Annotated in this window: 26 protein-coding genes and 2 pseudogenes; 21 read left to right on the top strand and 7 right to left on the bottom strand. The window is 69.7% G+C overall.

Annotated features, from left to right (window positions below):
• The first annotated feature begins 118 nt into the window (after positions 1 to 118).
• The 3 genes from ABZ297_RS06640 to ABZ297_RS06630 are packed head-to-tail and all read left to right on the top strand — an operon-like array spanning position 119 to position 3,164.
• A complete protein-coding gene (locus ABZ297_RS06640; RefSeq protein ID WP_355340536.1) occupies positions 119 to 631 on the top strand; it encodes a PadR family transcriptional regulator in 513 nt (170 codons plus the stop codon).
• Positions 628 to 1,368, top strand: coding sequence for an ABC transporter ATP-binding protein (locus ABZ297_RS06635; protein ID WP_355340436.1), 741 nt, complete (start codon positions 628 to 630; stop codon positions 1,366 to 1,368). Before ABZ297_RS06640 ends, ABZ297_RS06635 begins: the two co-directional genes overlap by 4 nt.
• Positions 1,369 to 1,373: 5 nt before the next feature.
• Positions 1,374 to 3,164, top strand: coding sequence for an FtsX-like permease family protein (locus tag ABZ297_RS06630; RefSeq protein WP_355340433.1), 1,791 nt, complete (start codon positions 1,374 to 1,376; stop codon positions 3,162 to 3,164).
• A 71-nt stretch (positions 3,165 to 3,235) separates the two neighbouring features.
• Here the strand turns inward: ABZ297_RS06630 and ABZ297_RS06625 are convergent.
• The 3 genes and pseudogenes from ABZ297_RS06625 to ABZ297_RS06615 all read right to left on the bottom strand — a co-directional run.
• A pseudogene (locus ABZ297_RS06625) lies at positions 3,236 to 3,673 on the bottom strand (sigma factor); the annotation flags it as partial.
• Complete coding sequence (locus tag ABZ297_RS06620) at positions 3,670 to 4,008, bottom strand: YciI family protein (protein ID WP_355340430.1); 339 nt, start codon at positions 4,006 to 4,008, stop codon at positions 3,670 to 3,672. The pseudogene ABZ297_RS06625 and the gene ABZ297_RS06620, both read right to left, overlap by 4 nt.
• Positions 4,009 to 4,015: 7 nt before the next feature.
• On the bottom strand, positions 4,016 to 4,384 hold the full coding sequence (locus tag ABZ297_RS06615; protein ID WP_355340427.1) for a YciI family protein: 369 nt from the start codon (positions 4,382 to 4,384) through the stop codon (positions 4,016 to 4,018).
• A 162-nt stretch (positions 4,385 to 4,546) separates the two neighbouring features.
• Here ABZ297_RS06615 and ABZ297_RS06610 point away from each other — a divergent pair, with 162 nt between their 5' ends.
• The 3 genes from ABZ297_RS06610 to ABZ297_RS06600 all read left to right on the top strand — a co-directional run bounded on the left by ABZ297_RS06610 (position 4,547) and on the right by ABZ297_RS06600 (position 7,512).
• On the top strand, positions 4,547 to 4,696 hold the full coding sequence (locus tag ABZ297_RS06610; RefSeq protein ID WP_355340424.1) for a hypothetical protein: 150 nt from the start codon (positions 4,547 to 4,549) through the stop codon (positions 4,694 to 4,696).
• A 349-nt stretch (positions 4,697 to 5,045) separates the two neighbouring features.
• A complete protein-coding gene (rox, locus tag ABZ297_RS06605; RefSeq protein WP_355340421.1) occupies positions 5,046 to 6,473 on the top strand; it encodes a rifampin monooxygenase in 1,428 nt (475 codons plus the stop codon).
• Between the two features lie 250 nt (positions 6,474 to 6,723).
• Entirely contained in the window at positions 6,724 to 7,512 is a 789-nt protein-coding gene (locus ABZ297_RS06600) for a serine protease (RefSeq protein WP_355340418.1), read from the top strand.
• Positions 7,513 to 7,587: 75 nt separating this feature from the next.
• Here the strand turns inward: ABZ297_RS06600 and ABZ297_RS06595 are convergent.
• Positions 7,588 to 7,686: pseudogene (locus tag ABZ297_RS06595) on the bottom strand (MerR family transcriptional regulator); the annotation flags it as partial.
• Between the two features lie 151 nt (positions 7,687 to 7,837).
• On the opposite strand from ABZ297_RS06595, the gene ABZ297_RS06590 reads away from it, so the two are divergent.
• The 5 genes from ABZ297_RS06590 (at position 7,838) to ABZ297_RS06570 (ending at position 12,614) form a co-directional block, all read left to right on the top strand.
• On the top strand, positions 7,838 to 8,431 hold the full coding sequence (locus ABZ297_RS06590) for a putative immunity protein (RefSeq protein WP_355340415.1): 594 nt from the start codon (positions 7,838 to 7,840) through the stop codon (positions 8,429 to 8,431).
• A gap of 92 nt (positions 8,432 to 8,523) precedes the next feature.
• Entirely contained in the window at positions 8,524 to 8,925 is a 402-nt protein-coding gene (locus tag ABZ297_RS06585; protein WP_355340412.1) for a hypothetical protein, read from the top strand.
• A complete protein-coding gene (locus tag ABZ297_RS06580) occupies positions 8,922 to 9,365 on the top strand; it encodes a hypothetical protein (protein WP_355340409.1) in 444 nt (147 codons plus the stop codon). The genes ABZ297_RS06585 and ABZ297_RS06580 overlap by 4 nt, the downstream gene beginning before the upstream one ends.
• Positions 9,366 to 9,475: 110 nt before the next feature.
• The gene (locus ABZ297_RS06575) at positions 9,476 to 11,809 is read left to right on the top strand and encodes a tetratricopeptide repeat protein (protein WP_355340406.1); all 2,334 of its coding nucleotides are present in this window, start codon (positions 9,476 to 9,478) and stop codon (positions 11,807 to 11,809) included.
• Between the two features lie 124 nt (positions 11,810 to 11,933).
• The gene (locus ABZ297_RS06570; protein WP_355340403.1) at positions 11,934 to 12,614 is read left to right on the top strand and encodes an alpha/beta hydrolase; all 681 of its coding nucleotides are present in this window, start codon (positions 11,934 to 11,936) and stop codon (positions 12,612 to 12,614) included.
• A gap of 77 nt (positions 12,615 to 12,691) precedes the next feature.
• Here the strand turns inward: ABZ297_RS06570 and ABZ297_RS06565 are convergent, their stop codons facing one another.
• The gene (locus ABZ297_RS06565; protein ID WP_355340400.1) at positions 12,692 to 12,832 is read right to left on the bottom strand and encodes a hypothetical protein; all 141 of its coding nucleotides are present in this window, start codon (positions 12,830 to 12,832) and stop codon (positions 12,692 to 12,694) included.
• A gap of 3 nt (positions 12,833 to 12,835) precedes the next feature.
• Here ABZ297_RS06565 and ABZ297_RS06560 point away from each other — a divergent pair, with 3 nt between their 5' ends.
• A complete protein-coding gene (locus ABZ297_RS06560) occupies positions 12,836 to 13,729 on the top strand; it encodes an alpha/beta hydrolase (RefSeq protein WP_355340397.1) in 894 nt (297 codons plus the stop codon).
• Positions 13,730 to 14,068: 339 nt separating this feature from the next.
• On the opposite strand, the gene ABZ297_RS06555 is transcribed toward ABZ297_RS06560, so the two are convergent.
• Positions 14,069 to 14,245 carry a helix-turn-helix domain-containing protein gene (locus ABZ297_RS06555; protein WP_355340394.1) on the bottom strand — a complete coding sequence of 59 codons (177 nt, stop codon included), beginning with the start codon at positions 14,243 to 14,245 and terminating at the stop codon, positions 14,069 to 14,071.
• A gap of 57 nt (positions 14,246 to 14,302) precedes the next feature.
• The gene (locus tag ABZ297_RS06550; protein ID WP_355340391.1) at positions 14,303 to 15,382 is read right to left on the bottom strand and encodes a PP2C family protein-serine/threonine phosphatase; all 1,080 of its coding nucleotides are present in this window, start codon (positions 15,380 to 15,382) and stop codon (positions 14,303 to 14,305) included.
• Positions 15,383 to 15,848: 466 nt separating this feature from the next.
• Here ABZ297_RS06550 and ABZ297_RS06545 point away from each other — a divergent pair, with 466 nt between their 5' ends.
• The 9 genes from ABZ297_RS06545 (at position 15,849) to xylA (ending at position 25,883) form a co-directional block, all read left to right on the top strand.
• Complete coding sequence (locus ABZ297_RS06545) at positions 15,849 to 16,382, top strand: hypothetical protein (protein WP_355340388.1); 534 nt, start codon at positions 15,849 to 15,851, stop codon at positions 16,380 to 16,382.
• A 43-nt stretch (positions 16,383 to 16,425) separates the two neighbouring features.
• Entirely contained in the window at positions 16,426 to 17,442 is a 1,017-nt protein-coding gene (locus ABZ297_RS06540; RefSeq protein WP_355340385.1) for a hypothetical protein, read from the top strand.
• 22 nt (positions 17,443 to 17,464) lie between these two features.
• On the top strand, positions 17,465 to 18,799 hold the full coding sequence (locus ABZ297_RS06535; protein WP_355340382.1) for a peroxidase: 1,335 nt from the start codon (positions 17,465 to 17,467) through the stop codon (positions 18,797 to 18,799).
• 696 nt (positions 18,800 to 19,495) lie between these two features.
• Positions 19,496 to 20,782: an ROK family transcriptional regulator gene (locus tag ABZ297_RS06530; RefSeq protein WP_355340379.1), complete on the top strand. Its 1,287-nt coding sequence runs from the start codon at positions 19,496 to 19,498 to the stop codon at positions 20,780 to 20,782.
• A gap of 405 nt (positions 20,783 to 21,187) precedes the next feature.
• A complete protein-coding gene (locus ABZ297_RS06525) occupies positions 21,188 to 22,216 on the top strand; it encodes an ABC transporter permease (RefSeq protein ID WP_355340376.1) in 1,029 nt (342 codons plus the stop codon).
• 30 nt (positions 22,217 to 22,246) lie between these two features.
• Entirely contained in the window at positions 22,247 to 23,305 is a 1,059-nt protein-coding gene (locus ABZ297_RS06520) for an ABC transporter substrate-binding protein (protein ID WP_355340373.1), read from the top strand.
• Positions 23,302 to 23,679, top strand: a complete 378-nt coding sequence (locus tag ABZ297_RS06515; protein ID WP_355340370.1) for a hypothetical protein — start codon at positions 23,302 to 23,304, stop codon at positions 23,677 to 23,679. The genes ABZ297_RS06520 and ABZ297_RS06515 overlap by 4 nt, the downstream gene beginning before the upstream one ends.
• Entirely contained in the window at positions 23,676 to 24,683 is a 1,008-nt protein-coding gene (locus tag ABZ297_RS06510) for a sugar phosphate isomerase/epimerase family protein (protein WP_355340367.1), read from the top strand. Before ABZ297_RS06515 ends, ABZ297_RS06510 begins: the two co-directional genes overlap by 4 nt.
• Before the next feature lie 54 nt (positions 24,684 to 24,737).
• Positions 24,738 to 25,883, top strand: a complete 1,146-nt coding sequence (gene xylA, locus ABZ297_RS06505) for a xylose isomerase (protein ID WP_355340364.1) — start codon at positions 24,738 to 24,740, stop codon at positions 25,881 to 25,883.
• The last annotated feature ends 123 nt before the right edge of the window (positions 25,884 to 26,006 follow it).

The following is a 26,006-nucleotide window of genomic DNA, read 5'->3' as shown; positions in this document are numbered from 1 at the left end:
CGAAGCCTCGACGTCGGCCCGTGCGCCCATGGGGGCGCTGTCGTTTGACACCCTTTATAGGTAACCGCTATCTATTGGCTAACCGTTAGGGGATGGAGTGCAAGACGCAGTGCTGGCGATGCTCGCCAAGGAGCCGACGCATGGGTACGGCCTACGCGCCCGGCTACGGCAGAGTCTCGGCCCGCTGGGCGAGTCGATGAACCCCGGTCAGATCTATGTGACCTTGGCCCGGCTGGAAAAGGCGGGCCTTGTGGTCTGCGAGCGGGCCGATGGCCTGCCCGAGCGGCCGGAGCGCAAGGTCTATGCGCTGACGCCGGCCGGGCAGCAGCGGGTGGCCGCCTGGCTGGCCGAGGTGGGCTGGCCGAAACCGGACCTGGCGGAGTTCCATCTCAAGCTCGTCGCGGCCGCCGCCGCCCGGCTCGCCGACCCGGTCGAACTCGTGGCAGCGCAGCGCCGTGAGCTGCTGCGCCGCCTGCGTGAGGCGCAACACGCAGCACTGGCCGAGCCGGAGGGATCGGCCGCCGTCCTGCTGCTGGAGGGTGTCGTGCTGCGGCTGCGGGCTGATCTGCGCTGGTTGGAAGCCTGTGAGCGGGCCTGGTCCAAGATCGATGACAAATCTGAGGATGCATGAACGAGTCGAGTGCTGTGGTCCGGGCCCGCGGCTTGGTGAAGGAGCATGGTCAGGGGCAGAGCCGCATCCGCGCGGTTGACGAGGTCGACCTGGAGGTGCCCCAGGGGCAGATGCTGGCGGTGATGGGCCCAAGCGGCTGCGGAAAGTCGACCCTGCTGCACCTGCTGGGCGGCCTGGAGCGGCCCTCTGGCGGGGAGGTGTGGCTGGCCGGGCGGCGCGTCGACGCCCTCAGCGAGCGGGCTCTTGCACGGTTGCGGCGCCGGTCGCTGGGCTTCATCTTCCAGGCCTTCCATCTGGTGGAGGAGCTGTCGGCGACCGAGAACGTGGAGCTGCCCGCGCTGCTGGCCGGGCGCTCGCGGCGCGAGGCCAGGCGGCGCGCGAGCCTCCTGCTGGAACGGGTCGGGCTCGCCGGCCGCGCCCGGCATCTGCCTTCGGAGCTGTCGGGCGGGCAGCGTCAGCGGGTCGCCATCGCCCGCGCGCTGGCCAACGAGCCGCTGATCGTCCTGGCCGACGAGCCGACCGGCAACCTCGATACCGCGGCGACGCTCGACGTGCTGAGGATCTTCGAGGACCTGCGTACGGCGGGGCAGACCTTCGTGATCGTCACGCACGACGAGCGGGTCGCGGCCACCGCGGACCGGCTGGTGTCGATGCGCGACGGGATGTTCGTCGACGACATCCGGCTGGCCGGCACCGGCACCGGGCGGCTCGGCGGCCTGATCGGGCTGGAGGGCTGAACCCCATGGGCCGTACTGTGCTCATCTTCCGCCTCGTGCTGGCTGACGTCCGCCGGCACAAGGCCCAGGCCGCGATGCTCCTGCTCGCGGTGGCCGTGGCCACCGCCACGCTGGCCCTGGGCCTGTCCCTGCGCGGCGTGAGCGACGCGCTGTACGAGCAGACCCGCGCGGCCACCGCCGGGCCGGACGTGGTGGCACTCTCCGGCGACACGGGCCCCGCTGTGACCTCGGCCCTGGCCTCGCTGGCGAACGAGCCCGAAGTCATCGCCCACCATGGCCCCTATCGCATCGTCTACGCCGACCTCACCACGCGCGATTCCACCGCGTCCCCGGTGGTGGTGCAAGGCTTCGCCGAGACGCCCGGCGCGGTCAACCGGCCGCTGCTGACCTCGGGGCAGTGGGTACGCTCCGGCGGCACGGTCCTCGAACGCGGCTTCGCCACAGCGCTGGGCGTCAGCGTCGGCGACCGTGTCACCATCGCCGGCCGGTCGTACCCCGTCGTCGGGATCGCCGTCACCGCGGCCACCTCCATCTACCCCTGGGCGGCGCAGATCGGGCCGGGCGGTGGTCCCAGCGACTACAGCGGCCTGGCCTGGATGACCCGATCAGATGCCCGGGCCCTGGCGTCGTCCCAAGACCTCTCGGTGACCTTGGCCCTGGACGTCAAGCTGCGTGACCCCGCCGTGGCCGAGGCCTTCCTGGACGCCCACCGCGCCTCCACCCTCAGGGTGAACTTCCATACCTGGCAGTTCACGGCCGAGCAGGACATGGTCATCCTCAGGGACAGCCAGCCGATCCTGGTCGTCGGTAGCTGGCTGCTCAGCTTCCTGGCCATCACCGGAGCGGCGGCGCTGGCCGCGGGGCGCGCCGTCGAGCAGACGCGCCGGGCCGGGCTGCTCAAGGCCGTCGGCGCCACCCCGGGTCTGATCGCCACCGTCCTGCTCACCGAGTACCTGGCGCTGGCGCTGGTCGGCGACGCGCTGGGGCTGGTGATCGCCCGCCTGGCCGTGCCCGCCATCGCCAGCCCCACGGCCAGCCGGATCGGCGACGCGGTCGGGCCGACCGGCGCCACCGTTGCCGCGGCGACCGTCCTCGCCGTGGCGGTGGCGGTGCTGTCCACGCTGCCTCCCACGCTGCGGGCCATGCGTACGGCGACCGTCACGGCGCTGGCCACCACCGCGCACCAGCCCCGCCACCGACCCTGGCTCACCGCACTGTCCGCGCTGCTGCCCACGCCGCTGCTGCTCGGGCTGCGGCTGACCGCCCGCCGGCCGGGCCGCGCCGTGCTGCAGGCGTGCTCCACCGCCACCACGGTGATCGCGATCGTCGCCCTGCTGACCCTCTACGCCCAGCCGGAGAGGGGCTACGGCCTGAATGGCTCCTCCGCCCTGCCCAACCTGCGCGGCGAGCACGACCGTCAGCTGATGCTCGCCGTCGCCATCCTGCTCATCGCGCTCGCCGTCGTGAACACCATCACGCTCACCTGGACCACCGCCATGGAGGCCCGGGTGAACATGGCCATCGCACGTACCCTCGGGGCCACCCCCGGACAGATCACCGCAGGCCTGTCCACCGCCCAGCTCCTGCCCAGCCTGCCCGGCGCCCTCATCGGCGTCCCTCTGGGCATCGGCCTGTGCTCGCTCTTCGCCGCCGGGAATTCGACGAACCCCCCCTCCTCCTGGCTGCTCGGCGCCGCACTCGCGACTCTCCTGGCGACGGCGGCGCTCACCGCCCTGCCGGCACGCCTGGCGGCCCGGCGGCCTGTGGCACAGACCCTCAGCGCCGAAACGGCCTGACCGATCCAGCTCAGCAGGCAATGGCAGGACCCGCAGAGACCTCATCCGTCTCACGAGCGTTCGCCGACAGCCGCCCGTGCCACCTCGGCGGTGGTGAGGCCGCCGACGGCGCGCAGCGTGAGCGCCACCTGGGAGGCGGGCGTCAGCGCCGGGTGGCAGCACAGGAACAGCAGCGTGAGGGTGTTGTCGTGGTCGCCCGGGCTTTCGTCGCCGGGGGCTGGCGCGAGGCCGGCGTCCGGCGCCTCCCGTACCGCCGCGGTGGCCTCCCGGCGACGGCGGGCCCGCTCGCTGCGTACCTGGTCGATCAGGCGGCGGGAGGCGACGGTCACCAGCCAGGACCGCGGGCTTTCCGGGACGCCCTCGGCAGGCCACTGCGTCGCCGCCGCGAGCAGCGCCTCCTGCACCGCGTCCTCGCACTCCTCGAACCCGCCGTACCGGTGCAGGAGCACGCCGAGGACCTGCGGCGCCAGTTCACGCAGCAGGTCCCCGAGGCGTTCGGACGCGCTCACATCTCCATACCGGCCGAGTCCATCAGCGGCCGCACCTCCACGCCGCCGACCTGACCGCTCGATATCAGGATGGCCAGTTCCACGGCACGCTCCCGGCTCTCGCAGTCCACCACGTACTGGCCGGCGACGTGATCCGAGGTCTGTAGGTACGGGCCGTCGGTCACCGTCACCACGCCGCCCCTGACCTTTATGACGGCGCTGATGGAAGGGTCGGCGAACACGTGGGCACTGATCAGTTCGCCTGCCTGCCCGGCCGCGGCCAGGAACTCCTCGTGGTCGAACCCTTCTCCCGACAGGTCCGCCGCGCTCAGGTAGAGATTCAGCAGGAACCTCACCGCGTGCTCAGTCGTCCGCCGTGCCCGCGAAGACCACCGGACGCACCTCGATGCCCAGGCCCTCGACGCCGGCGTCCGGAATGAGCGCGGCCAGCTCCAGGGCACGCTCCCTGCTGTCGCACTCCACCAGGTAGTAGCCGCCGAGGTACTCCTTGGCCTCAAGGTAGGGCCCGTCCGTCACCGCCGGGACGCCGCCCCGGACTCTGACCACAGCGCTCTGCGACCGGTCGGCCAGCGCGACGGTACTGATCATCTCCCCGGACTTCTTGACGGTCTCCATGAACGCGCCGTGGCCCCTCATCACCTCGTTGCGCTCCTCCTCGGTCAGCGCGTCCCAGATCTGCGGGTTGTTGTGCATGATCAACAAGAATTTCATCTCGTCTCCTTCGACGGTCGGGCGCCACCCTGAGGCGCCGTTCACCATGGAGTCGACGCCGGTGCCGCATTCTTGCGGTATCGGACCGCAAGAATCTCCCCACCGTTCCGACAGCTTGCACACGATGTCGGAGACGTCCCGCGCCGGACGCCGGGCCGCCGAGTGTTCCGCGCCGTCCATGCCGAGCATCGACGACGGCCGGCTGCGGAACAGCCGCTGCTGGACGGCGAGCGGTGGAAGGCCATCGCCGAGGACGTGCTGCACGGCCTGAGCCTGGACGAACCGGTCGAGGAACACCTGGCCGGCAGGTGAGGGCGCTGAACGCGGCGGCATCACGGTACGCGGCGCGTCACCGCTTCGGGAGGAGCTCGTCCGTTCACAGCGGACGACAAAAGGCAAAGGCAAGGAGATTACCCACTCCCTGTCACTTCCAAGCTATAGCGCACCGGGGGGCTTGCGGCAAGACCCGGGTCGTGCTGCAGAATCGTCGGCCGAGGCCAGAACCTGCGGAAATCACTCGATGTATGGGCACGCGGGACGCCGAACCGCCGGTGGAACTCGCGGTGCGGTTGCGGGAACTCGGCGCGGAGGTGCGAGTGTGCGCGCCGCCGGACTGCGTGGAGCAGCTGGCCGCAGTCCAACTTGTTGAATGGGGGGTTTCATGATTGACGTGATCATTGCCGGCGGCGGACCGACCGGCTTGATGCTGGCCGGCGAGTTGCGGCTGCACGGCGTGCACACGCTCGTGCTGGAGAAGGACGCGGAGCCGACCAGGTATGTCCGCGCACTCGGCCTGCACGTGCGCAGCATCGAGGTGATGGACCAGCGCGGTCTGCTGGAGCGGTTCCTCGCCCACGGCCGGCAGTACGAGGTCGGTGGTTTCTTCGCCGGCATCACCAAGCCCTCTCCCAACAGGCTGGACACCGCGCACGGCTACGTCCTCGGCATTCCGCAGACCATCACCGAGCGCCTGCTGGCCGAGCGCGCGGCCGAGCTCGGCGCCGAGATCCGGCGCGGCTGCGAGCTGGTCGGGCTGGGCCAGGACGAGCATGGGGTGACCGCCGAGCTGGCCGACGGCACGCAGCTGCGCTCGCGCTACCTCGTCGGCTGCGACGGAGGCCGCAGCACGGTGCGCAAGCTGCTCGGCGTCGGCTTCCCCGGCGAGCCCACCAAGGTCGAGACACTGCTGGGCGAGATGGAGCTGACCGAGGATCCGGCGACGGTCGCCGCCATCGTCGCGGAGGTCCGCAAGACCCAGCTGAGATTCGGCGCCGGGCCCCTCGGGAACGGGGCGTACCGCGTCGTCGTGCCCGCCGCTGGGGTGGCTGAGGACCGCACGGTCCCGCCGACCCTGGAGGAGTTCAAACAGCAGCTGCGGGTGACCGCGGGTACCGACTTCGGTGTGCACTCGCCGCGTTGGCTGTCCCGCTTCGGCGACGCCACCCGGCTGGCCGAGCGCTACCGGGTCGGCCGGGTGCTGCTGGCCGGCGACGCGGCGCACGTCCACCCGCCGACGGGCGGGCAGGGCCTCAACCTCGGTATCCAGGACGCGTTCAACCTCGGCTGGAAACTGGCCGCCGAGGTGAACGGCTGGGCTCCGGAGGGGCTGCTGGACAGCTACCGCACCGAACGGCACCCGGTGGCCGCCGACGTGCTGGACAACACCCGCGCACAGATGGTGCTGCTGTCCACCGAGCCGGGGCCGCAGGCAGTGCGCCGGCTGCTGGCGGAGCTGATGGAGTTCGAGGAGGTGAACCGGTACCTGATCGAGAAGATCGTCGCGATCGGGGTCCGCTACGACTTCGGCGAGGGGCATGAACTGCTCGGACGGCGGATGCGGGACGTGGCGCTGAAGCGAGGGCGCCTCTACGAGCTGATGCACGGCGGCCGCGGACTGCTGCTCGACCAGACCGGCCGGCTCTCGGTGGCGGGCTGGGCAGATCGGGTCGACCACGTCGTCGGCGGCAGCGAGGAACTGGACATACCCGCGGCGCTGCTACGGCCTGACGGCCACGTGGCCTGGGTCGGTGAAGACCAGCAGGAGCTGCTCGGCCAGCTGCCCAAGTGGTTCGGCGCCGCCGTCAGCTGAGCGCGCAGCTCCTGACCGGCCCGCTCACCGGCACCTCCGACCCCAACGGCATGGGCGCGATGTTCTTCGCCGTGCTCGCCGTCGCCGGGCAGATCGAGCGCACGACATCCGGGAGAAGGGTTATCCCTACCATGAGTTGACGTGCTGACGGGATAATCCGGCCATTCTTGGACGGATAGCGTGATTACGTCTTAATTAACCACTGAAAGGGTTAATCCCGTTGTTCGGCAAAAAATCGTTCCGTCGCGCTATGTCACGTTCCACCATCGTCGCCCTGGCGGGCGTGGCCTGTCTCGCCGCCACCGCCGGCAGCGCCGGAGCGATCATCAACGGCAAGGACGCCACGCAGTCATACTCGTTCATGGCGTCGATCCCGTTGTCGGCGCCGGGCCTTGACCTCAAGGACGGCGTGTGCGGGGCGGCGTTGATCGACCCGCAGTGGGTGGTGACCGCGGCTCACTGTCTCGACATGGAGGTCGGGTCGATTCCAGCTGGAAAGGTCCGTATCGGCAGCGATCAGCGGAAGTCAGGCGGAACGGTCCGTAAGATCGCGCAGGCGGTGGTCCACCCCCGCTACGCCCAGGGGTCGCCCAACAAGAACGACATCGCGCTGGTCCGCCTGGACCGTCCCGTCTCCTACAAGCCCATCCGGATCGCCGAACGGCCAGGACGGCCCGGCACTCCGACCCGGATCATCGGCTTCGGCATCACCGAGTTCGAGCGCAACCCGGCCGACTGGAAGATGTCCAAGCGGCTTCGGCAACTCGACACCCGCCGAGGCGCGATCTCCGAGTGCGGCCCCGGCTTCGCGAGCAGCACCCGCCTGTGCACGGTCAGCCAGGTACCCAAAGCCATGGCATGCAACGGCGACTCCGGCTCACCGCAGATCCAGCGTGGCCGGGATGGCCGGTGGGAGCTCATCGGCGCCACCTCGGGCCCCGGTGCCAAGAGCCCGTCCTGCGCGGAAGGTCCCGGCCTCTACACCAATGTGCCCGCTTACGCGGACTGGATCAACAAGACGATCCGCAAGTACAGCTGACCCCTGCCCCTGACACGACCAGCGGAGGCAGGTGGGCCAGCGTCGTGACAAGGGAAGCCGGGCGGGGCGGGGGCGCGGCAGGATCCCCGCCTCCTCATAGTTGCGCACCGCCTGCATGGACAGGCCGTGCTCGCGCGCCAGATCGACGGGGCCGCAACCGTATTTTGAAGGTATAGCCTCGTCGGCACCAGGAAATGCCGCCAAAGTCTACACCGAGGGTTCAACGATACCGTTGAAGGTATGACGGCCTCGTTCCGGGACGCCGCCCGTCCCGGCCGATCCGGACCTCGTTAAGACTTCAACCCCTGTGCAGAAGGATGGCGCCATGGCGGATGACTCCACAACGATCGAACTCAGCCTGTCCGAACTCCGCGAGGTCGCCGGCTACGCGGTGGCGTGCGCGCGGCCCGCATTGGCGATCTTCGAACGTGAACGCCCTGACGATCGGCGCCCGCGAGCCGCGATCGACACTGCGCAGGCGTTCGCGGACGGAGCCAAGCGGAGCAAGGCACTACGCGACAACGCCTGGGCGGCGCACCGGGCGGCTCAGGAGACCCGCGATGCGGGGCAGGCTGCGGCGAGCGACGCTGCGCGCGCGGCCGGTCACGCGTGCGGTGCGGCGTTCCTCCACCCCCTGGCAAAAGCGACTCAGGTCAAGCACATCCTCGGATCGGCCGCTCATGCCGCACGAGCGTTCGAACTCTCCGCCGGAGACGACCCCGCCGTCGGAGCCGACCACATCGCGCAGTCGCGGATCCTTGCGCATCCCGTCGTGGTGGACGTCCTGAGCCGCTACCCGGTCGCCCCGCCTGACGGTGGACGGGTCGGAGAACTGATCCGCCAGTTGGACGCATCTCTCCGGGCCGGTGTAGCCAGCTCGAACCTTCGCATTTGCTCACCGCAGTCTGTCGACTACTGAAACGTAGGACGTGCGGGCTGGCTGTCGGAGGAAGAGCCGGCACGTCAGTACATGGGACTGCGGTGGACGGCATACCGATCTAGGATCGAGCCATGATCGGCTTTCCGGAGATGCTGCTCCTCCTCGTGGTCATCGCCGTCGTCGCCGGCGTCATCGTGGTGGCGATCGTCAGGGCGAGCACCCGAGGCAGCCGGCAGCCCGTCTTCCTGTCGCCGGACGAGCTGAACCACCAGCTACGCAGCCTGGTCGCCCAGGGCAAGCCCATTTACGCGATCAAGCTGCTGCGCCAGCACACCGGCATGCGCCTCAAGGAGGCCAAAGACGCCGTGGACGGCCTGGCGGCGGGGCGTCCCATCAACCATCCGGCACTCCACCGCCCGCCGACCGCATCTGCCGCCGTACCCCAGGCCGACCTGGCCACCGGGTCCGGCAGCTCAAGGAGACCGGACGCACCGAACAGGCCGTCCAGCTGGTGCGCGGTGAAACCGGCATGACGGAGGACGAGGCGGCGGCCACCGCGCACAGCGACGCCCGGCTGCGGACCGCGGCAAGCTGGCAGGAGGCCCGTGCCATCCTGTCGGCCGCCGAGGCCGGCGACTTCGGCACGGTAGTCAGGGAAGGCTGGTCGGCCGAGGTCGCCTTGATGAGCGGCGCCGCGTGGATGGGAGACGCGGCGCTGCTGGAGCGGGCCATGGATGGCGATCTGTCCGCCGGGGTGCGTCAGCGGCCGGTGAACGTGGCCGCCGGGCGGTCTCTGGCCGTGTGGGAGATGGACATCGTCAACCCGGCGGACAGCCCCGGCCACTGCCCGCCGTCGGTCGCATGGATCATGACGCTCAGCGGTGGCCGGGTGGCGCAGCTGCGCTTGTTCCACCCGATCCCGTTGAAGACCTCCGCCGTGCCCCCGGAGCTGCACGGCACCTGGCCCCAGTGATTCCACCCCATCCAATGTGATGCAGGTCACAGCTCTGGGATCGAACTTCGGCTCCGCTTCCACATCTTGCCGGTGTCATCCGCACCTTAAGATCGGGAGATTCGGCAGAAATGACGACGGTGGAAGCGTGGTATCAGCCGGTCAGCATGGAGCCGCCTGCAGCACGAAACGACAAGGAGCGACCCATCAGCGCCCCGTCCAGCTTCGCGGAGTTGCTGCGCCGGCATCGGCACGCGGCACGTCTGACGCTGGAGCAGCTCGCCGAAGCGTCCGGGGTCAGCGCCCGGAGCCTGTCGGACATGGAGCGCGGGCGCAGCACCGGACCGCAGCATCGGACCGTCACCGCCCTGGCGCAGGCGCTCTCGCTGGGGGAGGAGGAGCGTCAGCTGTTCATCGAGCTGGCGCGAGAGGGCCGGCTGCGCGATCACTGGACGCGTCCGGCTGGTCTGTGCGAGCTGCCGCGTTCGGTGGACGACTTCACCGGCCGTGCCGCCGAGCTGGCCTGGGCGGACGACTTCGTGCACGCCACAGATGAGCCGGGAGCCGCCGGTGTCGCCTTGATCACCGGCGCGGCCGGTCTGGGCAAGACCTCGCTCGCGGTGCGCGCCGCCCACATCCTGCGGCCGAGCTTTCCCGACGGGGTGTTCTTAATCGACCTGTTCGGCATGTCCCCCCAGCCGCTCACAGTCGACGACGCCCTGATGCAGGTGCTGCGCGCGCTCGGCGCCGCCGAGCGGCATGTGCCTCCCGACACCCTGGGGCGCGCCTCGTTGTACCGGTCGCTGCTGCGGGAGCGGCGCGTTCTGGTGGTGCTCGACAACGCCAGGTCGGAGGAGCAGGTACGCCCCCTGCTGCCGGGTGGCGGCCCGAGCAGAGCGTTCGTGACGAGCCGGCGGCTGCTGGCCGGTTTGGAGGGTGTGCACCGGCTGAGTCTGGGCCCGCTGCCGTCGCCGGAAGCCGCCGAGCTGCTGACCGGGATCTTGGGCAAGCGTGGTTCCTCCGACGGCGGAGTGGCGATCGGCGAGCTTGCCCAGTTGTGCGGTGGCCTGCCGCTGGCCTTGCGGATCATCGGCAACCGGCTCCTCAGCCGGCCCGGCTGGCAGGCCACCGAGCTCGTGGCCCGGCTGGCGGATGAGGAGCAGCGCCTCGACCAGCTCCGGGCCGGCGATATCAAGATCGCCAATGCGTTCGGGATGTCTTATGAGCAGCTCGCGACCTCCGCGCGGCGGGTCTTTCGCCGGTTGGCTCTGGTGCCCGGCCGGGACTTCGACGCCGCCCTGGCCGCGGTGGTCGGCGGGACGTCGATCGAGGACGCCTGGGACGCCCTCGACGAACTCGTCGACCTCGGCCTGCTGCAGGACGGCACATCGGGCCGCTACCGCTTCCACGACCTGGTCCGGCTGTTCGCCCGCGACCGGCTGCACGCGGAGGAGACCGCGGCCGAACGGGACGCGATCACCCAGGCGATGACGTCGTGGCTGCTGCGGACGGCGACCACAGCCGGGCGCTGGTTCGAGCCCGCCTACGGCAGGCCCGACCGGCCTGACGCCGACCTCGCCGACCTGTCCACCCCGGAAGAGGCCGACCACTGGCTCCGCGCGAATGCGGACAACTGGCTGGGTGCGTTGCGGGTCGCGGCGAGCGGCGGCGGGCATGCCGCCGTCCTCGACTGCGCCGAGTCGATGGACTGGTTCTCCGACCGGTGGATGCACGCGCCGCACTGGCACGAGGTCTTCACCCTCGGTGCCGAAGCCGCCGCCGCCCTGGGCGATCCGGCCCGGCAGGCCAGGCAGCTGAACTTGCTGGCCTGGGTCCATCTGGTGCCGCGAGACGACCCGGAGGCCGCGCTGCGGTACACAGCCCAGGCGATGGACCTCGCTACCCGCAGTGGCGACACGGCGCAGATCGCGTCGGCCCACCACAACGCGGGAGGCGCGCTTCGCAGGCTCGGACGGCTCGATGAGGCCACCGCGTCGGAGACCCGAGCAGCGGAGATGTTCAGGGCCATCGGTGACATCGATTCGTACTGCCAGTGTCTCGGCTCCCTCGGCACCTGCCTTCGCGACGCCGGAAACCACACCGAGGCACTGGAGCAGTACCTCGACTTGTGGACCCTGGTGAACGACGGCCAGTCGGGGGTGACGCCGAGCATCGCGGCGTTCACCCGGCCGATCGCGCTCGCCCGCGTCGGCGAATGTCTGGGATTGCTCGGCCGCCGGTCTGAGGCGATCACCAAGCTCACCGAGGCGATCAGCCTCATGGAGCAGGCTCAGTTGCCCGCCCCGCAGGCCCGCTCCCTGGAGACACTGGCGGCCTTGCTGGCCGACGAGGGCCGGACCGGGGAGAGCCGCCGAGCGTACGCACGTGCGGCCGAGGTGTTCGAGGCGGTCGGTGATGCCGAGGCGAGCAGCCGCTGCCGCGACCTGGCGACCGCCGCACCCTGACACGCAGAAGGCGGGTGCGCGGAACTTCTGCGTGCTGTTCTGCGTGGTCTGGCGCCCTGCGCGCGACTTGCATTGAGCGCACGGGGACAGGCGTCGGGCCTGTCCAACCAGGTCAGGAGCGACCATGACCACCATCAGGAACATCGTGCTCGTGCACGGTGGCTTCGTGGACGGATCCGGCTGGCAGGGCGTCTACGACGAGCTGACCAGAGACGGCTTCCGCGTCCACGTCGTGCAGAACCCGACGCTGTCGCTGGAAGGTGACGTCGCGGTGACCCGCCGCGTGCTGGACTCGCTCGACGGCCCGGCCGTCCTGGTCGGCCACTCCTACGGCGGGGTCGTCGTCAGCGAGGCCGGAACCCACCCCAACGTGGCGGCGCTGGCGTACATCGCCGCGTTCGCCCCCGACAAGGGCGAATCGGTCAACACCCTCATCGCCGACCCGCCGCCCGGCGCGCCGGTGCCGCCGATCCTGCCGCCCGTGGACGGGTTCCTGTTCCTCGACCGCGACAAGTTCCACGGCTCGTTCGCCGCCGACCTGCCCGACCAGGTGGCCGCGTTCATGGCCGACGCGCAGGTCCCCTGGGGCGTGGACGCGCTCGGCGGTACGGTCACCGAGCCGGCCTGGCGGCACAAGCCGAGCTGGTACCTGGTCGCCACCGAGGACCGCATGATCCCGCCGCCGGCCCAGCGGGCCATGGCCGAGCGGGCCGGGGCGACCGTGGTGGAGGTCATCGGCAGCCACGCCGTCTACGTCTCCCAGCCCGCCGCGGTCGCCGGCCTCATCCGCCAGGCCGCCGCCTAACCACCTCACGTGGAGCCGGTCCTGGCCGCCGGCTAAGGACCGGCCGACCGCGACAGGAGAACCATGGACCGTCCTGCTTACTGCCGCGCCGCATTGACCAGGCTCACCGCGTTGAAGCAGGCGACGGTGACGAGCAGATGGTGTCGATGTTCGTCCAGCCGCGACCGCCTGAGCGCTGCCCCGGCAACTCCGGGCAGCACTCTCTGCTTGAGGAGCACCTGGTGAGCCCTTCCTCCGACCCGCTGATGCCCGGTACCCACACCGTGAGCATCAGGGGAGTCCTGCAGCGTTACCATGTCGCCGGCGCCGGTCCCGTGTGCCTCGTCCATCCGGGCGGACCCGGGCTCGGCTGGGAGTACCTGCGCATCCCCGACCTGGAACGGCATCTGACGCTGGTCTATCTGGAGCCGATCGGAACCGGCGCATCCGGGCACCTGCCCCGGCCGCAGGACTACCGCATCGACACCTACGCCCAGTTCCTGCACGGCCTCGTCGACCATCTGGCCGCACCGAGCGTGTTCCTGCTCGGCCACTCCCACGGCGGATTCGTCGCTCAACGCTATGCGCTGACCCACCCCACCGCCCTGACGGGGCTCATCTTGTTCGACACCTCGCCCCGCACCGGACAGGAGTTCTGGAACGAGGCGCTGGCCAACCTCGACCGTCTCCCACAGCGCCACCCCGACCAGCCGGAAGCGGCCGGCATCCCGCTGGCGTTCCGGCAGACCTTGGCGGCCACCGACAACGAATCCTGCACCCAGGGCCTGCGTGCCGTCCTGCCCGCCTACTTCGCCGACTACTGGGCCCACGAGTCCGACCTGGGCCCGCTCCGGGCCGGCTTGCGCGCGTGGGTCGATCCCATGCGCGCCGCCGAACCACCCTTCGACGTCCGCGACAAGCTGGGCGACATCGCCACGCCCACCCTGATCATCAACGGCGCCCACGACTTCATCTGCGGACCCCACTGGGGCCAGATGCTGCACCAGAGCATCCCCAACTCCCAGTTCGTCCTCCTGCACGACAGCGGGCACATGGGACACATCGAACAGCCCGCCGCCTTCACCGCCGCGATCGCCGAATTCACCCGCGAAGCCAGCAGGGCGGCATCGAGCTGAGGAAGAAGGATCCCCGGCAAGTCCACGCTGTTCGACCGGCATGGCGTCGTAGGCATCAACGCGTATTCGCCGATCGCGTCGGGGCCGCCGTGGAGGGCGACGGCCGCCGTCACGGCGTCGGGCGCGGTGAAGAACTCGACGGGAAACCAGGGGCCATAACGGTCACTCACAGGCGATCAACGAGAGCGACCCGTCACTACGTTTCCGCTGGTGACGGGCCTCTTCCAGATCAGAGGCCGAGGGCGTCGCGAAGCTGTGCGCGGGTTCCCGGCAACATCGCGCCGATCTCATCGGTGATCTTGGCTTTGCCGCCGTAACAGAAGGACGACACGTCCCAGGTCAGCCGTTATGGCGCGTGGTCAACAGGTACCGGTGAAGCGAGGTCTTGGGAATGCCAGTCTTGGCGGCGATCTGCGCCAGCGAGTCGCCTTCGGCCTTGAGCAGGCGCGCGTAGTCGATTTTCTCGACGGGGTGCGCGATGGGGCGTCCCACGTGTTCGCCCGTGGCTTCGGCCACGCTGCGGGCGTAGGCGCCGCGCTCGGCGGTGAAGGCGGCCGTCGCCGAGGGCGACCCTCACGGGCGGCCCGGTGAGGACGGGCCTCCCGGCCGGTCGTCCGTCGCGCGGACGGCGACGGCCGCGATGTCGTCGTCGAGTCGGCCGTGGCTGTAGTGGACCAGGTCCCCGTGCAGCTGCTCGAGCAGCCGGGAAGGGGAGTCCGCGTCCCACTGGCCCGCACGCTGTGTCAGCGGGAAGAACGCGCCAGTGCGGTCGCGGGTCTCGGTGACGCCGTCGGTGTACAGCAGCAGTTGGTCGCCGGCGGCGAAGGGAAGGGGGTCGATGTGATACTCCTGCCCGAGCAGGGCGCCCATGTTGATGGGCGGCGAGGGAGCCGTGGGCGTGACCTCGCGGACCGTTCCCGCGCGGAGCAGCAGCGGCGAGGGGTGGCCGCAGTTGACGATTTCGACCACCGATCCGTCGTCGGGGAACTCGGCGAGCAGGGCCGTGGCGAAGTACTCCGGGTCGTCGCCGGACACCAGCGTGACGTAGCGGTTCATGCTCACGTCCAGTCGGCGGGCCAGCCGCGCCAGGTCCGGCTCGTCGTACGCGGCCTCCCGGAAGCATCCGACGATCGCCGAGGCCATGCCGACCGCGGGGAGTCCATTGCCGCGAACGTCTCCGATGATCAGGCGTACGCCGTGGGGCGTCTCCAGCGCTTCGTAGAAGTCACCGCCGACACGGGCCTGGGCCGCGGCAGCGAGGTAGAGCGCGTCGATGTCCAACCGGCCGAGGCGGTGGGGCATGGGGCGCAGCAGGACCTTCTGTGTCGTCTCGGCGACGGAGCGGACCTGGGCGAGGGTCTCCTCGCGCTTCTGACGCACATGGCTGGCGGAGGCGGCCGCGGCGGTCACACCCGCGATCACCGCGATGGTGAACAGGTGGGTGCGCGACTCCGACGGTTGGCCAATAGTTACGGCGATCAGGACGTCGATGGCCATGGCCAGCAGGCCGAGGGCCACCGTTTCGACCACCGGCCACATCGAGGCGGCGAAAGCGGGGGCGACCACGAGAAAGCGGCTGAAGTAGAGGTGGCTCGGAGTAAGAACGGACACCACGGTAACGACGGCGGTCAGCGCCAGGGGCGCCAGGAGCACCGGCTCCTCCCAGAGAATGTCCGCGCGACGCCACAATCGACTGGAATGGTTCACCTAAGCATCGTAGGGTGACTAACCTTTACCCTACGTGATCGAATCCGGCTGTCTGGGTCGGCTGCGGCAAGGCGTCGGTCGGCGGGGCGGTGGCCGGATCAGGCAGAGTCGCGCGGTTCGCTCTCGGCCGCATCCACCGGCGCTGTCAGGCCTGGTCATAGGCCTTGCCGGTCCCCCGTGCGGCGACGCCACGCGATGAGGAGGAACGCCTCGGCGGCCAGGGCGTCGGCGGCGGCGGACAACGGCCGGATCGCCGACGAGTTCCCGGTCGACAGCCTCGCGGGCTGATGTCGTTCACCGCGTAGACGCGACGGCCCCGACGCACTTACGTCCCATTTATCCCGGTCTGGGGTAGTTTCCGGTTAACTGCTCTGGCAGGTTCCCCCCACTGACTGGTGACGGAGGGAGAAGCATGGAGATCAAGCCACAGGCAGTCGTCATTCCCAAGGAAACCGACCATCTCGAGCAGGGGAAGTACGGCCCCGTCTTTCCGAGGACCCCGGCCTGCTACGGGTTCACTGTCATCGCCAAGGTCAAGCCCGGCCGGGCCGCGGCGATCCGCGACTACGGCCACGCGCTGGCCAAGGCGCTCGAAGCCGACCAGCATCTGCTCGCGCCGCTGAAGCTGCACTACCTGCGCTGGGTGCTCTTCGACGACGACACCCGGTTCATGTACCAGGGCATCTTCGACACCGACTTCGACAAGTACACCGAAGACGCCATCGCGCTGTTCACCAAGTCGGGCGTGAGCACCGCCTTCGAGAACCTCGAAGGGTTCCCCGAGGACTGGAGGACGAACCCCGAGGCGTTCATCAGGTTCGTCCGCGAGCACCAGTGCCCGAGCTTCATCGAGTACGGCGAGTATCCGTACGTCACCTCGGACGAGGTCAAGAAGGCGCTGAAGATCAAGCGCGCTCTGTCGGAGATGCTCGACCAACTGCAGTGAGGCCGGGCCACCGCCCGCCCGCCGCCCCGTCAATGGAGACGAGATGAGTGAGTTCAGGACCGCACGTACCTACAACCAGAACCATGTGCTGCGCGAGTACACCCCCGGACGCCGACGCGTGAGCATCTACGTCGCGTGGAGCTACCCTGCCGAGGCCGGCCGGAACCCGGCCGAGCTCGACAACCGCTTCTCCACCATGACCGAGGTCCGGCGCGTGGCCTGGCCCGCGTACGAGGACCCGAAGTGGTCCGACCCGATGCGGTTCCAGCAGGGCATCGCCGGGACACTGGAGCTGTTCTTCTGGGCCTGGGTGCCGTTCCAGCAGTTCGTCGAGGAGACCACCGGACACCCGGTACCCGTGTACCAGCGCATCGATCAGGCCGGTTTCCGCACCCCGCTCGACGAGCGGGTGCTGGCGGACACCGACACCTTGTTCGTGTTCGGGCTGGATCACCTGATCACCGGGCAGGAGGCCGCGCCCGAGGAGATCGAGGCGTTGCGGCAGTTCGTCGACCGGGAAGGAACCTGCCTGGTCCTGGGGCCGCACCACGACGTCGGGGCCTCTGACGACCTCGCCGTGCGCGACATGGAGTACCACCATCACGGCGACCTTCTGGTCCCACGCCAGCAGCAGTTCGGCAGGTACACCCGCTCCTTGATGCAGGGGCTCGGTGTGCCGGTGGAGAACCGCTACGGGCTGCGCCCCGCGACGCAGGGCCCGGGCAAGATCGCCCCGCTCTCCGTCGCCCGGGATCTGGACACCAAGGGATGGCTGGAAGGGGTGACGACCTTCAACTTCCACATGCACCTGCCGCACTACGCCGTGACGACGGACGACCCGAACGCCATCCACGTGCTGGGCAGGCAGCCGATCGACCTGTCGAAGCCGCACCCGTTCACCCAGGCCGGAAACACCGAGTTCAACATGTTCCTGTGGATGCCCCCGACCGGTGACCGGGGCGGCGACGTGCTCCTGGCGGACTCCACGATCTTCAGCTCGCTGTTCGGCGGAGACGAGAGTCTGCGCAACTTCTGGAGAAACGTCGTCTCGTCCAAGTAGTGCCGCAGGGAGGTGGTTATCCATGACCGAGCAAATCCATGCCGCGCTCGAACTCGACGACATCCAGCGCGGGGTTCTCAGCCTTCGGCCGACCCCGTACGCGGCGACCTACATCCTGTTCCGGATCGACGACCGCGCGCACGGGCGGGAGCTGATGCGGCGCGCGAGCGAGGTGGTGACCGCGGCCACCGAATCGATGAGTCCGCTGGGCGAGACCTGGGTGAGCATCGCGCTCACCTGCCAGGGCCTCAGGGCGCTGGGCGTGCCGCAGAAGTCGCTTGACACGTTCGCCTGGGAGTTCCGGCAGGGGATGGCCGCACGGGCGAACGCGCTGGGCGACACCGGCGAGAGCAGCCCCGAGAGCTGGGAAACGCCGCTGGGCACGCCCGACGTCCACGTGGTGCTGGTGGCGCTTGCGCCGGACGGCGCCCAGCTCGAAGCGGCCGTCGAACGCGCCCGCCCTGCGTTCCGGCGCCTCCCCGGTGTGGTCCCGATCTGGCGGCAGGACTGCTACACGCTGCCGACCGAGGCCGAGCCCTTCGGCTACCGTGACGGCATCAGCCATCCGGCCGTCGAAGGCAGCGGCATCGCCGGGTCGAACCCGCTGGAGGTGCCGCTCAAGGCCGGCGAGTTCGTGCTGGGCTACCGCGACGAGCTCGGCGGCGTCCAGACCCCGCGGCCCGAGGTGCTGGGCCGCAACGGCACCTACGTGGCCTTCCGCAAACTCCACCAACGGGTCGCCGCCTTCCGGCGGCACCTGAAGGACAACTCCACCGGCCCCGAGGACGAGGAACTGCTCGCGGCCAAGATCATGGGACGCTGGCGCAGCGGCGCTCCATTGGCGCTCAGCCCGCTGCGCGACGACCCCGTCCTCGGCGCCGACCCACGCCGCAACAACCGTTTCCTCTACGAGCGGGACGATCCGGCGGGGTTCACGACCCCTCCCGGCTGCCACATCCGCCGGGCCAACCCTCGCGACGCCGCGGTCGCGGGGGCGCCGAGGCTGCACCGGATGATCAGGCGCGCCACCGTGTACGGCCCGCCGCTGCCCGAGGGGGTCGTGGAGGACGACGGGGCCGACCGCGGGCTGATGTTCACCTTCATCGGAGCGCACCTCGGGCGGCAGTTCGAGTTCGTCCAGTCCGAATGGATGAACGACGGCGTCTTCTTCGGCGCCGGGGACGCCAGAGATCCGATAGTCGGGGCCGGCGACGGCACCGGCGAGTTCACGATCCCCCAGCGGCCGGTACGACGGCGCCTGAACTCGCTGCCGCGGTTCGTCGTCACACGCGGCGGCGAGTACTGCTTCATGCCCGGGCTGAGCGCCCTGCGCTGGCTCGGTGATCTCGAAGACTGACGCGCTGCGGCGGACGCCGCCCGGACACGGTCGCCATCGGGGTGCACGGTCTCATCGCTACGCCGCATCTGCTGTTCAACGCGGTCACCGTGAACACCGTGATTTCTCAACATGGTTTCAACGTGCCGGGAGGCGTGGAGGGACGGTCCGGATCCCGGGGGCGAGGTGTTGCAAAGCGAACGATTTCTACCTTGCGTTCGCCCACCCCGCCCCCGCCGTCGTGTCCTTTCGATCGATGCTCACCCGTACGTACCGGTGGCATCGGCCCAACTCATTGCGTCCGGTCGAACAGACCGTAGTCGTGGCTGCCCCGATACCACAGCGGCACCGGCGGCATCTCCGTGACGGCGTTTCGCCGCGCCCCGTGACGCGGCGCCGAAGCCGAATTCGGAGGCGACGAAGCGGCAACGGGCGGCGGAGCCGGCCACGACCAGTCGCTCCAGCTCTTTTTGGGCGTGGGGGAGCAGCCATGCGGCCAGCGACGCGAAAGCCGTGGTGCGTTTGTAGCACGCAGATGGTGGATGTGCACCCCCGGACTCGATGACGCGCTGGCATCTCTGCGGTCGTCGCAGGTCATCGCTGAAGCGTCGGCGGCGTTTCCGAAACGTTACATTCTTTGAAACGATTTTTCACTTGCCTCGATCCAGGGCAGATGCCTTTAATTTGGCCAGCCATCCAAACTAATTGGAGAGCGGTGTGAACCAGAACAGGTCCGGCGGCCGCCGCATGGACTCGACGAGTCGCACCAGATCTGCGGGAACCCCCGCGGACCAGGCCAGCGTGCGCCGCTCCAACCTCGCCCTGGTCCTGCGGCACGTGAGCGATCACGGCCCCTGCGCCCGCTCGGCCGTCGCCGTCGAGACGGGGCTGAACAAGACCACCGTCACCAGCTTGGTGAGCGAGCTGCAGGCGCGCGGACTGGTCAAGGAGACCGGGCCGCAGCACGCGGGCTCAGTCGGTCGGCCGAGCCTCGCGCTCGTCCTCGACGGCTCGCGGGTGGGCGCTCTGGGCGTGGAGGTCAACGTCGACTACATCGCCGCCTTCGTCACCGACCTGGCCGGCCGGGTCCTCATCGACCGGCGCATCGGCTTCGACGCCATGGGGTCCGGCCCGGAACGCTCGCTGGACGAGCTGACCCGGGCGGTCGAGCGCGCCGTGGCCGACCTCGACCGGCTCGGTGTCGTACTGGCGGGGATCACGGTGGCCGTCCCCGGTCTGATCGACACGACCACGGGCACCGTCGTCTTCGCCCCGAATCTAGGCTGGCGCGGGGTGGAAGTAGCCGAGCGGCTGTCGCGCGCAGGCATCCCGCAGACGGTGCCCATAACGGTGGACAACGACGCCAACCTCGCCGCGCTGGCCGAGTACACCTCCGGCGTCGCCGCTGGCACGTCCGACCTGGTCTACCTCACCGGCGAGGTGGGCGTCGGTGGCGGCGTGATCTCCGGCGGCCGACTGCTGAACGGCGCCGACGGGTTCGCGGGCGAGGTGGGCCACATGATGGTCGACCCTGAGGGGGAGCGGTGCGGCTGCGGCCGCGTCGGCTGCTGGGAGACCAAGGTGGGGCTCGCCGCGCTCGTCCGCATGGCCACCCCCGACCACGCCTACGGGACGAGCCAGCACGTCGTCCGTGATCCGGAGGAACGGCTCGCCGACATCGAGCAGCGCCGGGCAGAGGGGGATCCTCGGGTCGACGCGGCCGTCACGCACATAGGCCGGTGGCTCGGCCGCGGCTCCTCCCTGCTGGTCAACCTGTTCAACCCACGGGTGATCGTGCTGGGCGGGTATTTCGCCAGGCTCGCCGACCGGCTCATCCCCGACGCCCATGCGGAGCTGGAGCGCCTCGGCGTGACCGCAGCCACAGAGCGTTGCAGGTTCGTCCCCTCCGATCTCGGCTTCGGCGCTGCCTCGCGGGGGGCGGCAGGCGTCGTCGTCGAACGAGTGCTCGCCGACCCCACCACCATCCCTATCAGCCAGCCGTGACCCTCGCCTGTCCCATCTCTCCCTGAACGTCCTGCCTGCCTGACCACCTGTCCGGAGCCACGCCTGGCGCCCTTCCCGCCCAACACGGGTGCCGTTGCGCGGTGCGGGAAGGCAGGCGGGACCCCACCCACCCCCTCTTCCCGCCCCCGCTGAACGTCCCGTCCGTCTGTTCCGCCGTCCGGGGCCGCGCAGGCATCGCCAACGCCGACCTCGGTGCGACGCGGCAGTGCCGCCGGCGCCGCTTCAGCCGGACGGGATCCACCCCCTCGGCCTGCCCCACCCCCCAGGAGGCCCCTGTGCCGCGGTCATCTTCCGACTCGGCGTCCCTCCTCGTCATGCGAGGAATCGTCAAGCAGTTCCCCGGCAAAACGCCATTCTCGACATGATCATGGAAGGGGCCCCGGCATGAGCGAGCCTTCGGCGCCCGCGGTGAGCGGGCAGAGCATCGTCAGCGCCCAGGCGGGCGCACCCGCCCCTGCCGGCAGACTGCGGACCAGGCTGACAGCGCTTCCCCACCTGGGACTGATCGCCGCGCTGGTGCTGCTGTCCGCCGTGGGGCTGGCGACGACACCCGACACCTTCGCCACCGCTTCCAACCTGGTGAGCATCCTGTCCCTGGCCGCCACGATCGGCGTCATCACGGTCGGCGCCACCTTCGTGATCATCGGCGGCGGCATCGACCTGTCGGTCGGCGCGGTCATGGCCCTGGCCTCAGTCTGGGCGACCACGCTGGCGACCCAGTCCTACGGGCCGTTCATGATGATCGTCTGCGCCGTGCTCGTGGGCACGGGGGCCGGGCTGATCAACGGCCTGCTCATCGCGTACGGGCGGCTGGTGCCGTTCATCGCCACGCTGGCGATGCTGGTGGCCGCCCGAGGACTGGCCCAGCGGATGTCCGACCGCAAGACCCAGCTCGTACAGCAGGGCAACCAGGCGATCGTGGACCTGTCGACGACCCGGCTGCTGGGCATCCCCGTGCTGGTGTACACCTTCGCGATCGTGGTGGTGCTGGGCTGGGTGCTGCTCAACCGGACCACGTTCGGCCGCCGCACGTACGCGGTCGGCGGCAACCCCGAGGCGGCCCGCCTGGCGGGCATCGACGTCCGGCGCCACACGATGCTGCTGTACGCGCTGTCCGGCCTGTGCTGCGGCATCGCCGCGGTGCTCATCATGGCGAGGACGACCACAGGCTCTTCCACCCACGGCGACCTGTACGAACTGGACGCCATCGCTGCCGTGATCATCGGCGGCACGCTCCTCACCGGCGGGCGCGGCACGATCATCGGCTCGATCCTCGGCCTGCTGATCTTCACCGTGATCACCAATCTGTTCATCCTCAACGGGCTCAACACCAGCGATCAGCTGATCGCCAAGGGTCTGATCATCGTGGCGGCCGTGCTGCTCCAGCGGCGCTCTCTGCGATCACCTGTCTGACCCGTCACCCCCTCGCAAGGAGAAATTCTCATGTCCGATTCCGTCCCACGCCGGGGACTCCTCTTCAGCGGCGCCGTCATCGGGGCCGGCGCCTTGGTGAGCGCGTGCACCAGCAACGAGCCGGCCGCCACGCCGAGCAGCGCGCCCGCGCCCGCCCCCGCGGCCACCGCCGGCAACGACGCGCCCGGCGAGAAGGTCGTCATCGGCTTCTCGGCTCCGGCCGCCGACCACGGCTGGATCGCCGCCATCGCCAAGAACGCCGAGGACGCCGCCAAGCAGTACTCCGACGTGGAGTTCAAGCCGGTCGAGCCGACCAACGACATCAACACCCAGATCAGCGCCGTCGAGTCGCTGATCGCGGCGAAGGTGAGCGCGCTGGTGATCCTGCCCAACGACGGCCAGCAACTCAACCAGATCGCCCGCCAGGCCACAGACGCCGGCATCCCCGTGATCAACCTCGATCGGGTCTTCCCCGACAAGCTGTCGTACCGGACCTGGATCGGCGGAGACAACTACGGCATGGGCGTCGCGGCCGGACACTTCATCGGCAGGCGGCTCAAGGACAAGGGCGTGTCCGATCCGGTGATCCTGGAGATCCAGGGCATCGCCACCCTGCCCCTGACGCAGGACCGCAGCAAGGGCTTCGACGACGCGCTCAAGACCTACGGCTACAAGGTGACCGCCCGGCAGGACGCCCAGTTCACCGTCGAGTCGGGCACCAAGGTCGCCACCAACCTGCTGCAGGCTCACAAGAAGATCGACGCGATCTGGAATCACGACGACGACCAGGGCATCGGCGTGCTGGCCGCGATCAAGGAGGCGGAGCGCAGCGAGTTCTTCGTGGTGGGCGGGGCCGGCTCGGCCAACGCGATGCGTGAGATCCAGGCCGACTCCGGCGTGCTGAAGGCCACCGTCACCTACAGCCCCACGATGGCCGCGTCCGCGATCAAGCTGGCCCGCCTGATCGCCCAGGGCAGGGGCATGAGCGACCTGCTGGAGAAGCAGGTGCCGCAGTCCATCACGCTGGCGTCGGAGACGGTGACCAAGGACAACGCCCCCCAGTACCTGCCCCTCGGGTTCGAATCGTGAGCGCGCGCATCGGCGTCGGCATGGTCGGGTACGCGTTCATGGGCCGCGTCCACTCCCAGGCGTGGCGCAACGTCGCGGCCTTCGACTTCGAGTCGATGAACGAGCCGTGGTTCTGCGAGGGCACGGGCGGATTCCGGCGCATCCTCGTCACCGAGCCCGACCACCCGTACGCCGGCGCCTGGTGGCCGCCCGGTCACGGCCTCGGCTACGAGCACGCCTTCACTCACGAGGTGAAGGACTTCCTGGAAGCGATCGCCGCAGGTACCGCCCCGGAGCCGTCCTTCGACGACGGCCTGCGGGTGCAGCGTGTGCTGGGCGCGGTCGAGGATAGCGCGGCTCACGGGAGCCGGCTGACCCTTACGGAGGACGCATGACCAGGCCGATCACGCTGTTCACCGGCCAGTGGGCCGACCTGCCGTTCGAGGAGGTGTGCCGCCTGGCCGCGGAGTGGGGCTACGACGGCCTGGAGATCGCCTGCTGGGGCGACCACTTCGAGGTGGACAAGGCGCTGTCCGACGACTCGTACATCGAGCGCAAACTGGAGTTGCTGGCCAAGCACCACCTGAAGGTGTGGACGATCTCCAACCACCTGGTCGGGCAGGCCGTCTGCGACAACCCCGTCGACGAGCGGCACAAGGGCATCCTGCCCGCCCGCATCTGGGGCGACGGCGAGCCCGAGGGCGTGCGCACGCGTGCGGCCGAGGAGATGAAGGACACCGCCCGCGCGGCCGCGAAGCTCGGCGTCTCCACCGTGGTCGGGTTCACCGGATCCTCCATCTGGCACACCGTGGCGATGTTCCCGCCGGTCCCGCCGTCGATGATCGAGGCCGGATACCAGGACTTCGCCGACCGGTGGAACCCGATCCTGGACGTCTTCGACGAGGTCGGCGTACGGTTCGCCCACGAGGTGCACCCCAGTGAGATCGCCTACGACTACCACACCACGGTCCGCACCCTGGAGGCGATCGGCCACCGGCCGGCCTTCGGCCTGAACTGGGACCCCTCGCACATGGTGTGGCAGGAGATTGACCCGGTCGGCTTCATCCTCGACTTCGCCGACCGGATCTATCACGTGGACTGCAAGGACGCCAAGGTACGCGTGGGCGACGGCCGCCGCGGCCGTCTCTCGTCGCACCTGCCCTGGGCCGACCTGCGCCGGGGCTGGGACTTCGTGTCCACCGGGCGGGGGGACGTGCCGTGGGAGGACTGCTTCCGCGCGCTCAACGCGATCGGTTACGACGGCCCGATCTCCATCGAGTGGGAGGACGCGGGCATGGACCGGCTGCACGGCGCTCCGGACGCGCTGGCGCTCATCCGCGCCTACAACGCGATCACCCCGCCCTCCTCGGCGTTCGACGCCGCCTTCTCCGCCGAATGAACCCGCCGACGGGCGGCTGCCGGCAGCCGCCCGTCGCCCACAAGGGAGAGAAGTATGTACGAACCCACCCCTGACGACCGCTTCGCCTTCGGCATCTGGACGGTCGGCTGGGAGGCCCGCGACCCGTTCGGCGACGCCACCCGCGCCCCGCTCGACCCCGTCGAGACCGTGCACCGGCTGGCCGAGCTGGGCGCGTACGGCGTCACCTTCCACGACGACGACCTGCTCGCCGTCGAGGCTGACAGGGACAAGGCCATCGCGGGCTTCCGCAAGGCGCTCGACGAGACCGGCATGAAGGTGCCGATGGCCACGACGAACCTGTTCACCCACCCGGTGTTCAAGGACGGCGCGTTCACCAGCAACGACCGCGACATCCGCCGTCACGCCATCCGGAAGGTCATGCGCAACCTCGACCTCGCGGTCTCGCTCGGCGCGAAGACGTACGTGTGCTGGGGCGGCCGCGAGGGCGCTGAGTCCGACGCCGCCAAGGACATCAGGGCGGCACTGGCCCGCTACAAGGAGGCCATGGACATTCTCTGCGGGTACGTCCTCGGCCAGGGCTACGACATCCGCTTCGCCGTCGAGCCCAAGCCGAACGAGCCGCGGGGCGACATCCTGCTCCCGACGATCGGCCACGCGCTCGCCTTCATCAACGAGCTGGAGCACCCCGAGATGGTCGGCCTCAATCCCGAGGTCGGCCACGAGCAGATGGCCGGGCTCAACTATGTGCATGGCGCCGCGCAGGCGCTGTGGCATGGCAAGCTGTTCCACCTCGACCTGAACGGCCAGCACGGTCCGCGATACGACCAGGACCTGATCTTCGGCCACGGGGATCTGAAGAGCGCCTTCTTCCTGGTGGACCTGCTGGAGCACGGTGGCTACGACGGCCCGCGCCACTTCGACTACAAGCCTCTGCGCACCGAGGACGCGCAGGACGTCTGGGGCTCCGCCGCGGCGAACATGCGCACGTACCTGATCCTCAAGGAGAAGGCGCGCGCCTTCCGCGCCGACCTTGAGGTACAGGAGGCGCTGCGGGCCTCCCGGGTGGACGAGTTGGCCCAGCCCACGCTCGCGCCCGGCGAGACACCGGCCGACCTCCTGAACGACGACTTCGACCTGGAGGAGGCCTCGCTCCGCGGCTACCACTTCACCCGCCTCAACCAGCTCGCCCTCGAGCATCTGATGGGAGTACGCGGGTGAGCGCCGGCGGCGGCCGCCGAGGCTCCGGGCCAGGCGCGCTGATGGTCGGCGACCGCCCGCTGCTGGTTCCGCCCGTCCGGCCTCACCCATGTCATCGGCGATCTGGCTCCGGCAGGCACATGA

This window comes from Nonomuraea sp. NPDC005983 (assembly GCF_040614375.1).
GTDB lineage: Bacteria > Actinomycetota > Actinomycetes > Streptosporangiales > Streptosporangiaceae > Nonomuraea.
The sequence above is the reverse complement of the archived record's forward strand: the minus strand, read 5'-3'. Positions and strand labels throughout refer to the sequence as shown.

Bases quoted from the DNA above. Each gene is read 5' to 3' on its own strand.
- ABZ297_RS06640 (WP_355340536.1), top strand. From the start codon at position 119: ATGCTCGCCAAGGAGCCGACGCATGGGTACGGCCTACGCGCCCGGCTA.
- ABZ297_RS06635 (WP_355340436.1), top strand. From the start codon at position 628: ATGAACGAGTCGAGTGCTGTGGTCCGGGCCCGCGGCTTGGTGAAGGAG.
- ABZ297_RS06630 (WP_355340433.1), top strand. From the start codon at position 1,374: ATGGGCCGTACTGTGCTCATCTTCCGCCTCGTGCTGGCTGACGTCCGC.
- ABZ297_RS06615 (WP_355340427.1), bottom strand. From the start codon at position 4,384: ATGAAATTCTTGTTGATCATGCACAACAACCCGCAGATCTGGGACGCG.
- rox (WP_355340421.1), top strand. From the start codon at position 5,046: ATGATTGACGTGATCATTGCCGGCGGCGGACCGACCGGCTTGATGCTG.
- ABZ297_RS06600 (WP_355340418.1), top strand. From the start codon at position 6,724: ATGTCACGTTCCACCATCGTCGCCCTGGCGGGCGTGGCCTGTCTCGCC.
- ABZ297_RS06590 (WP_355340415.1), top strand. From the start codon at position 7,838: ATGGCGGATGACTCCACAACGATCGAACTCAGCCTGTCCGAACTCCGC.
- ABZ297_RS06585 (WP_355340412.1), top strand. From the start codon at position 8,524: ATGATCGGCTTTCCGGAGATGCTGCTCCTCCTCGTGGTCATCGCCGTC.
- ABZ297_RS06580 (WP_355340409.1), top strand. From the start codon at position 8,922: ATGACGGAGGACGAGGCGGCGGCCACCGCGCACAGCGACGCCCGGCTG.
- ABZ297_RS06575 (WP_355340406.1), top strand. From the start codon at position 9,476: ATGACGACGGTGGAAGCGTGGTATCAGCCGGTCAGCATGGAGCCGCCT.
- ABZ297_RS06570 (WP_355340403.1), top strand. From the start codon at position 11,934: ATGACCACCATCAGGAACATCGTGCTCGTGCACGGTGGCTTCGTGGAC.
- ABZ297_RS06545 (WP_355340388.1), top strand. From the start codon at position 15,849: ATGGAGATCAAGCCACAGGCAGTCGTCATTCCCAAGGAAACCGACCAT.
- ABZ297_RS06540 (WP_355340385.1), top strand. From the start codon at position 16,426: ATGAGTGAGTTCAGGACCGCACGTACCTACAACCAGAACCATGTGCTG.
- ABZ297_RS06535 (WP_355340382.1), top strand. From the start codon at position 17,465: ATGACCGAGCAAATCCATGCCGCGCTCGAACTCGACGACATCCAGCGC.
- ABZ297_RS06525 (WP_355340376.1), top strand. From the start codon at position 21,188: ATGAGCGAGCCTTCGGCGCCCGCGGTGAGCGGGCAGAGCATCGTCAGC.
- ABZ297_RS06520 (WP_355340373.1), top strand. From the start codon at position 22,247: ATGTCCGATTCCGTCCCACGCCGGGGACTCCTCTTCAGCGGCGCCGTC.
- ABZ297_RS06510 (WP_355340367.1), top strand. From the start codon at position 23,676: ATGACCAGGCCGATCACGCTGTTCACCGGCCAGTGGGCCGACCTGCCG.
- xylA (WP_355340364.1), top strand. From the start codon at position 24,738: ATGTACGAACCCACCCCTGACGACCGCTTCGCCTTCGGCATCTGGACG.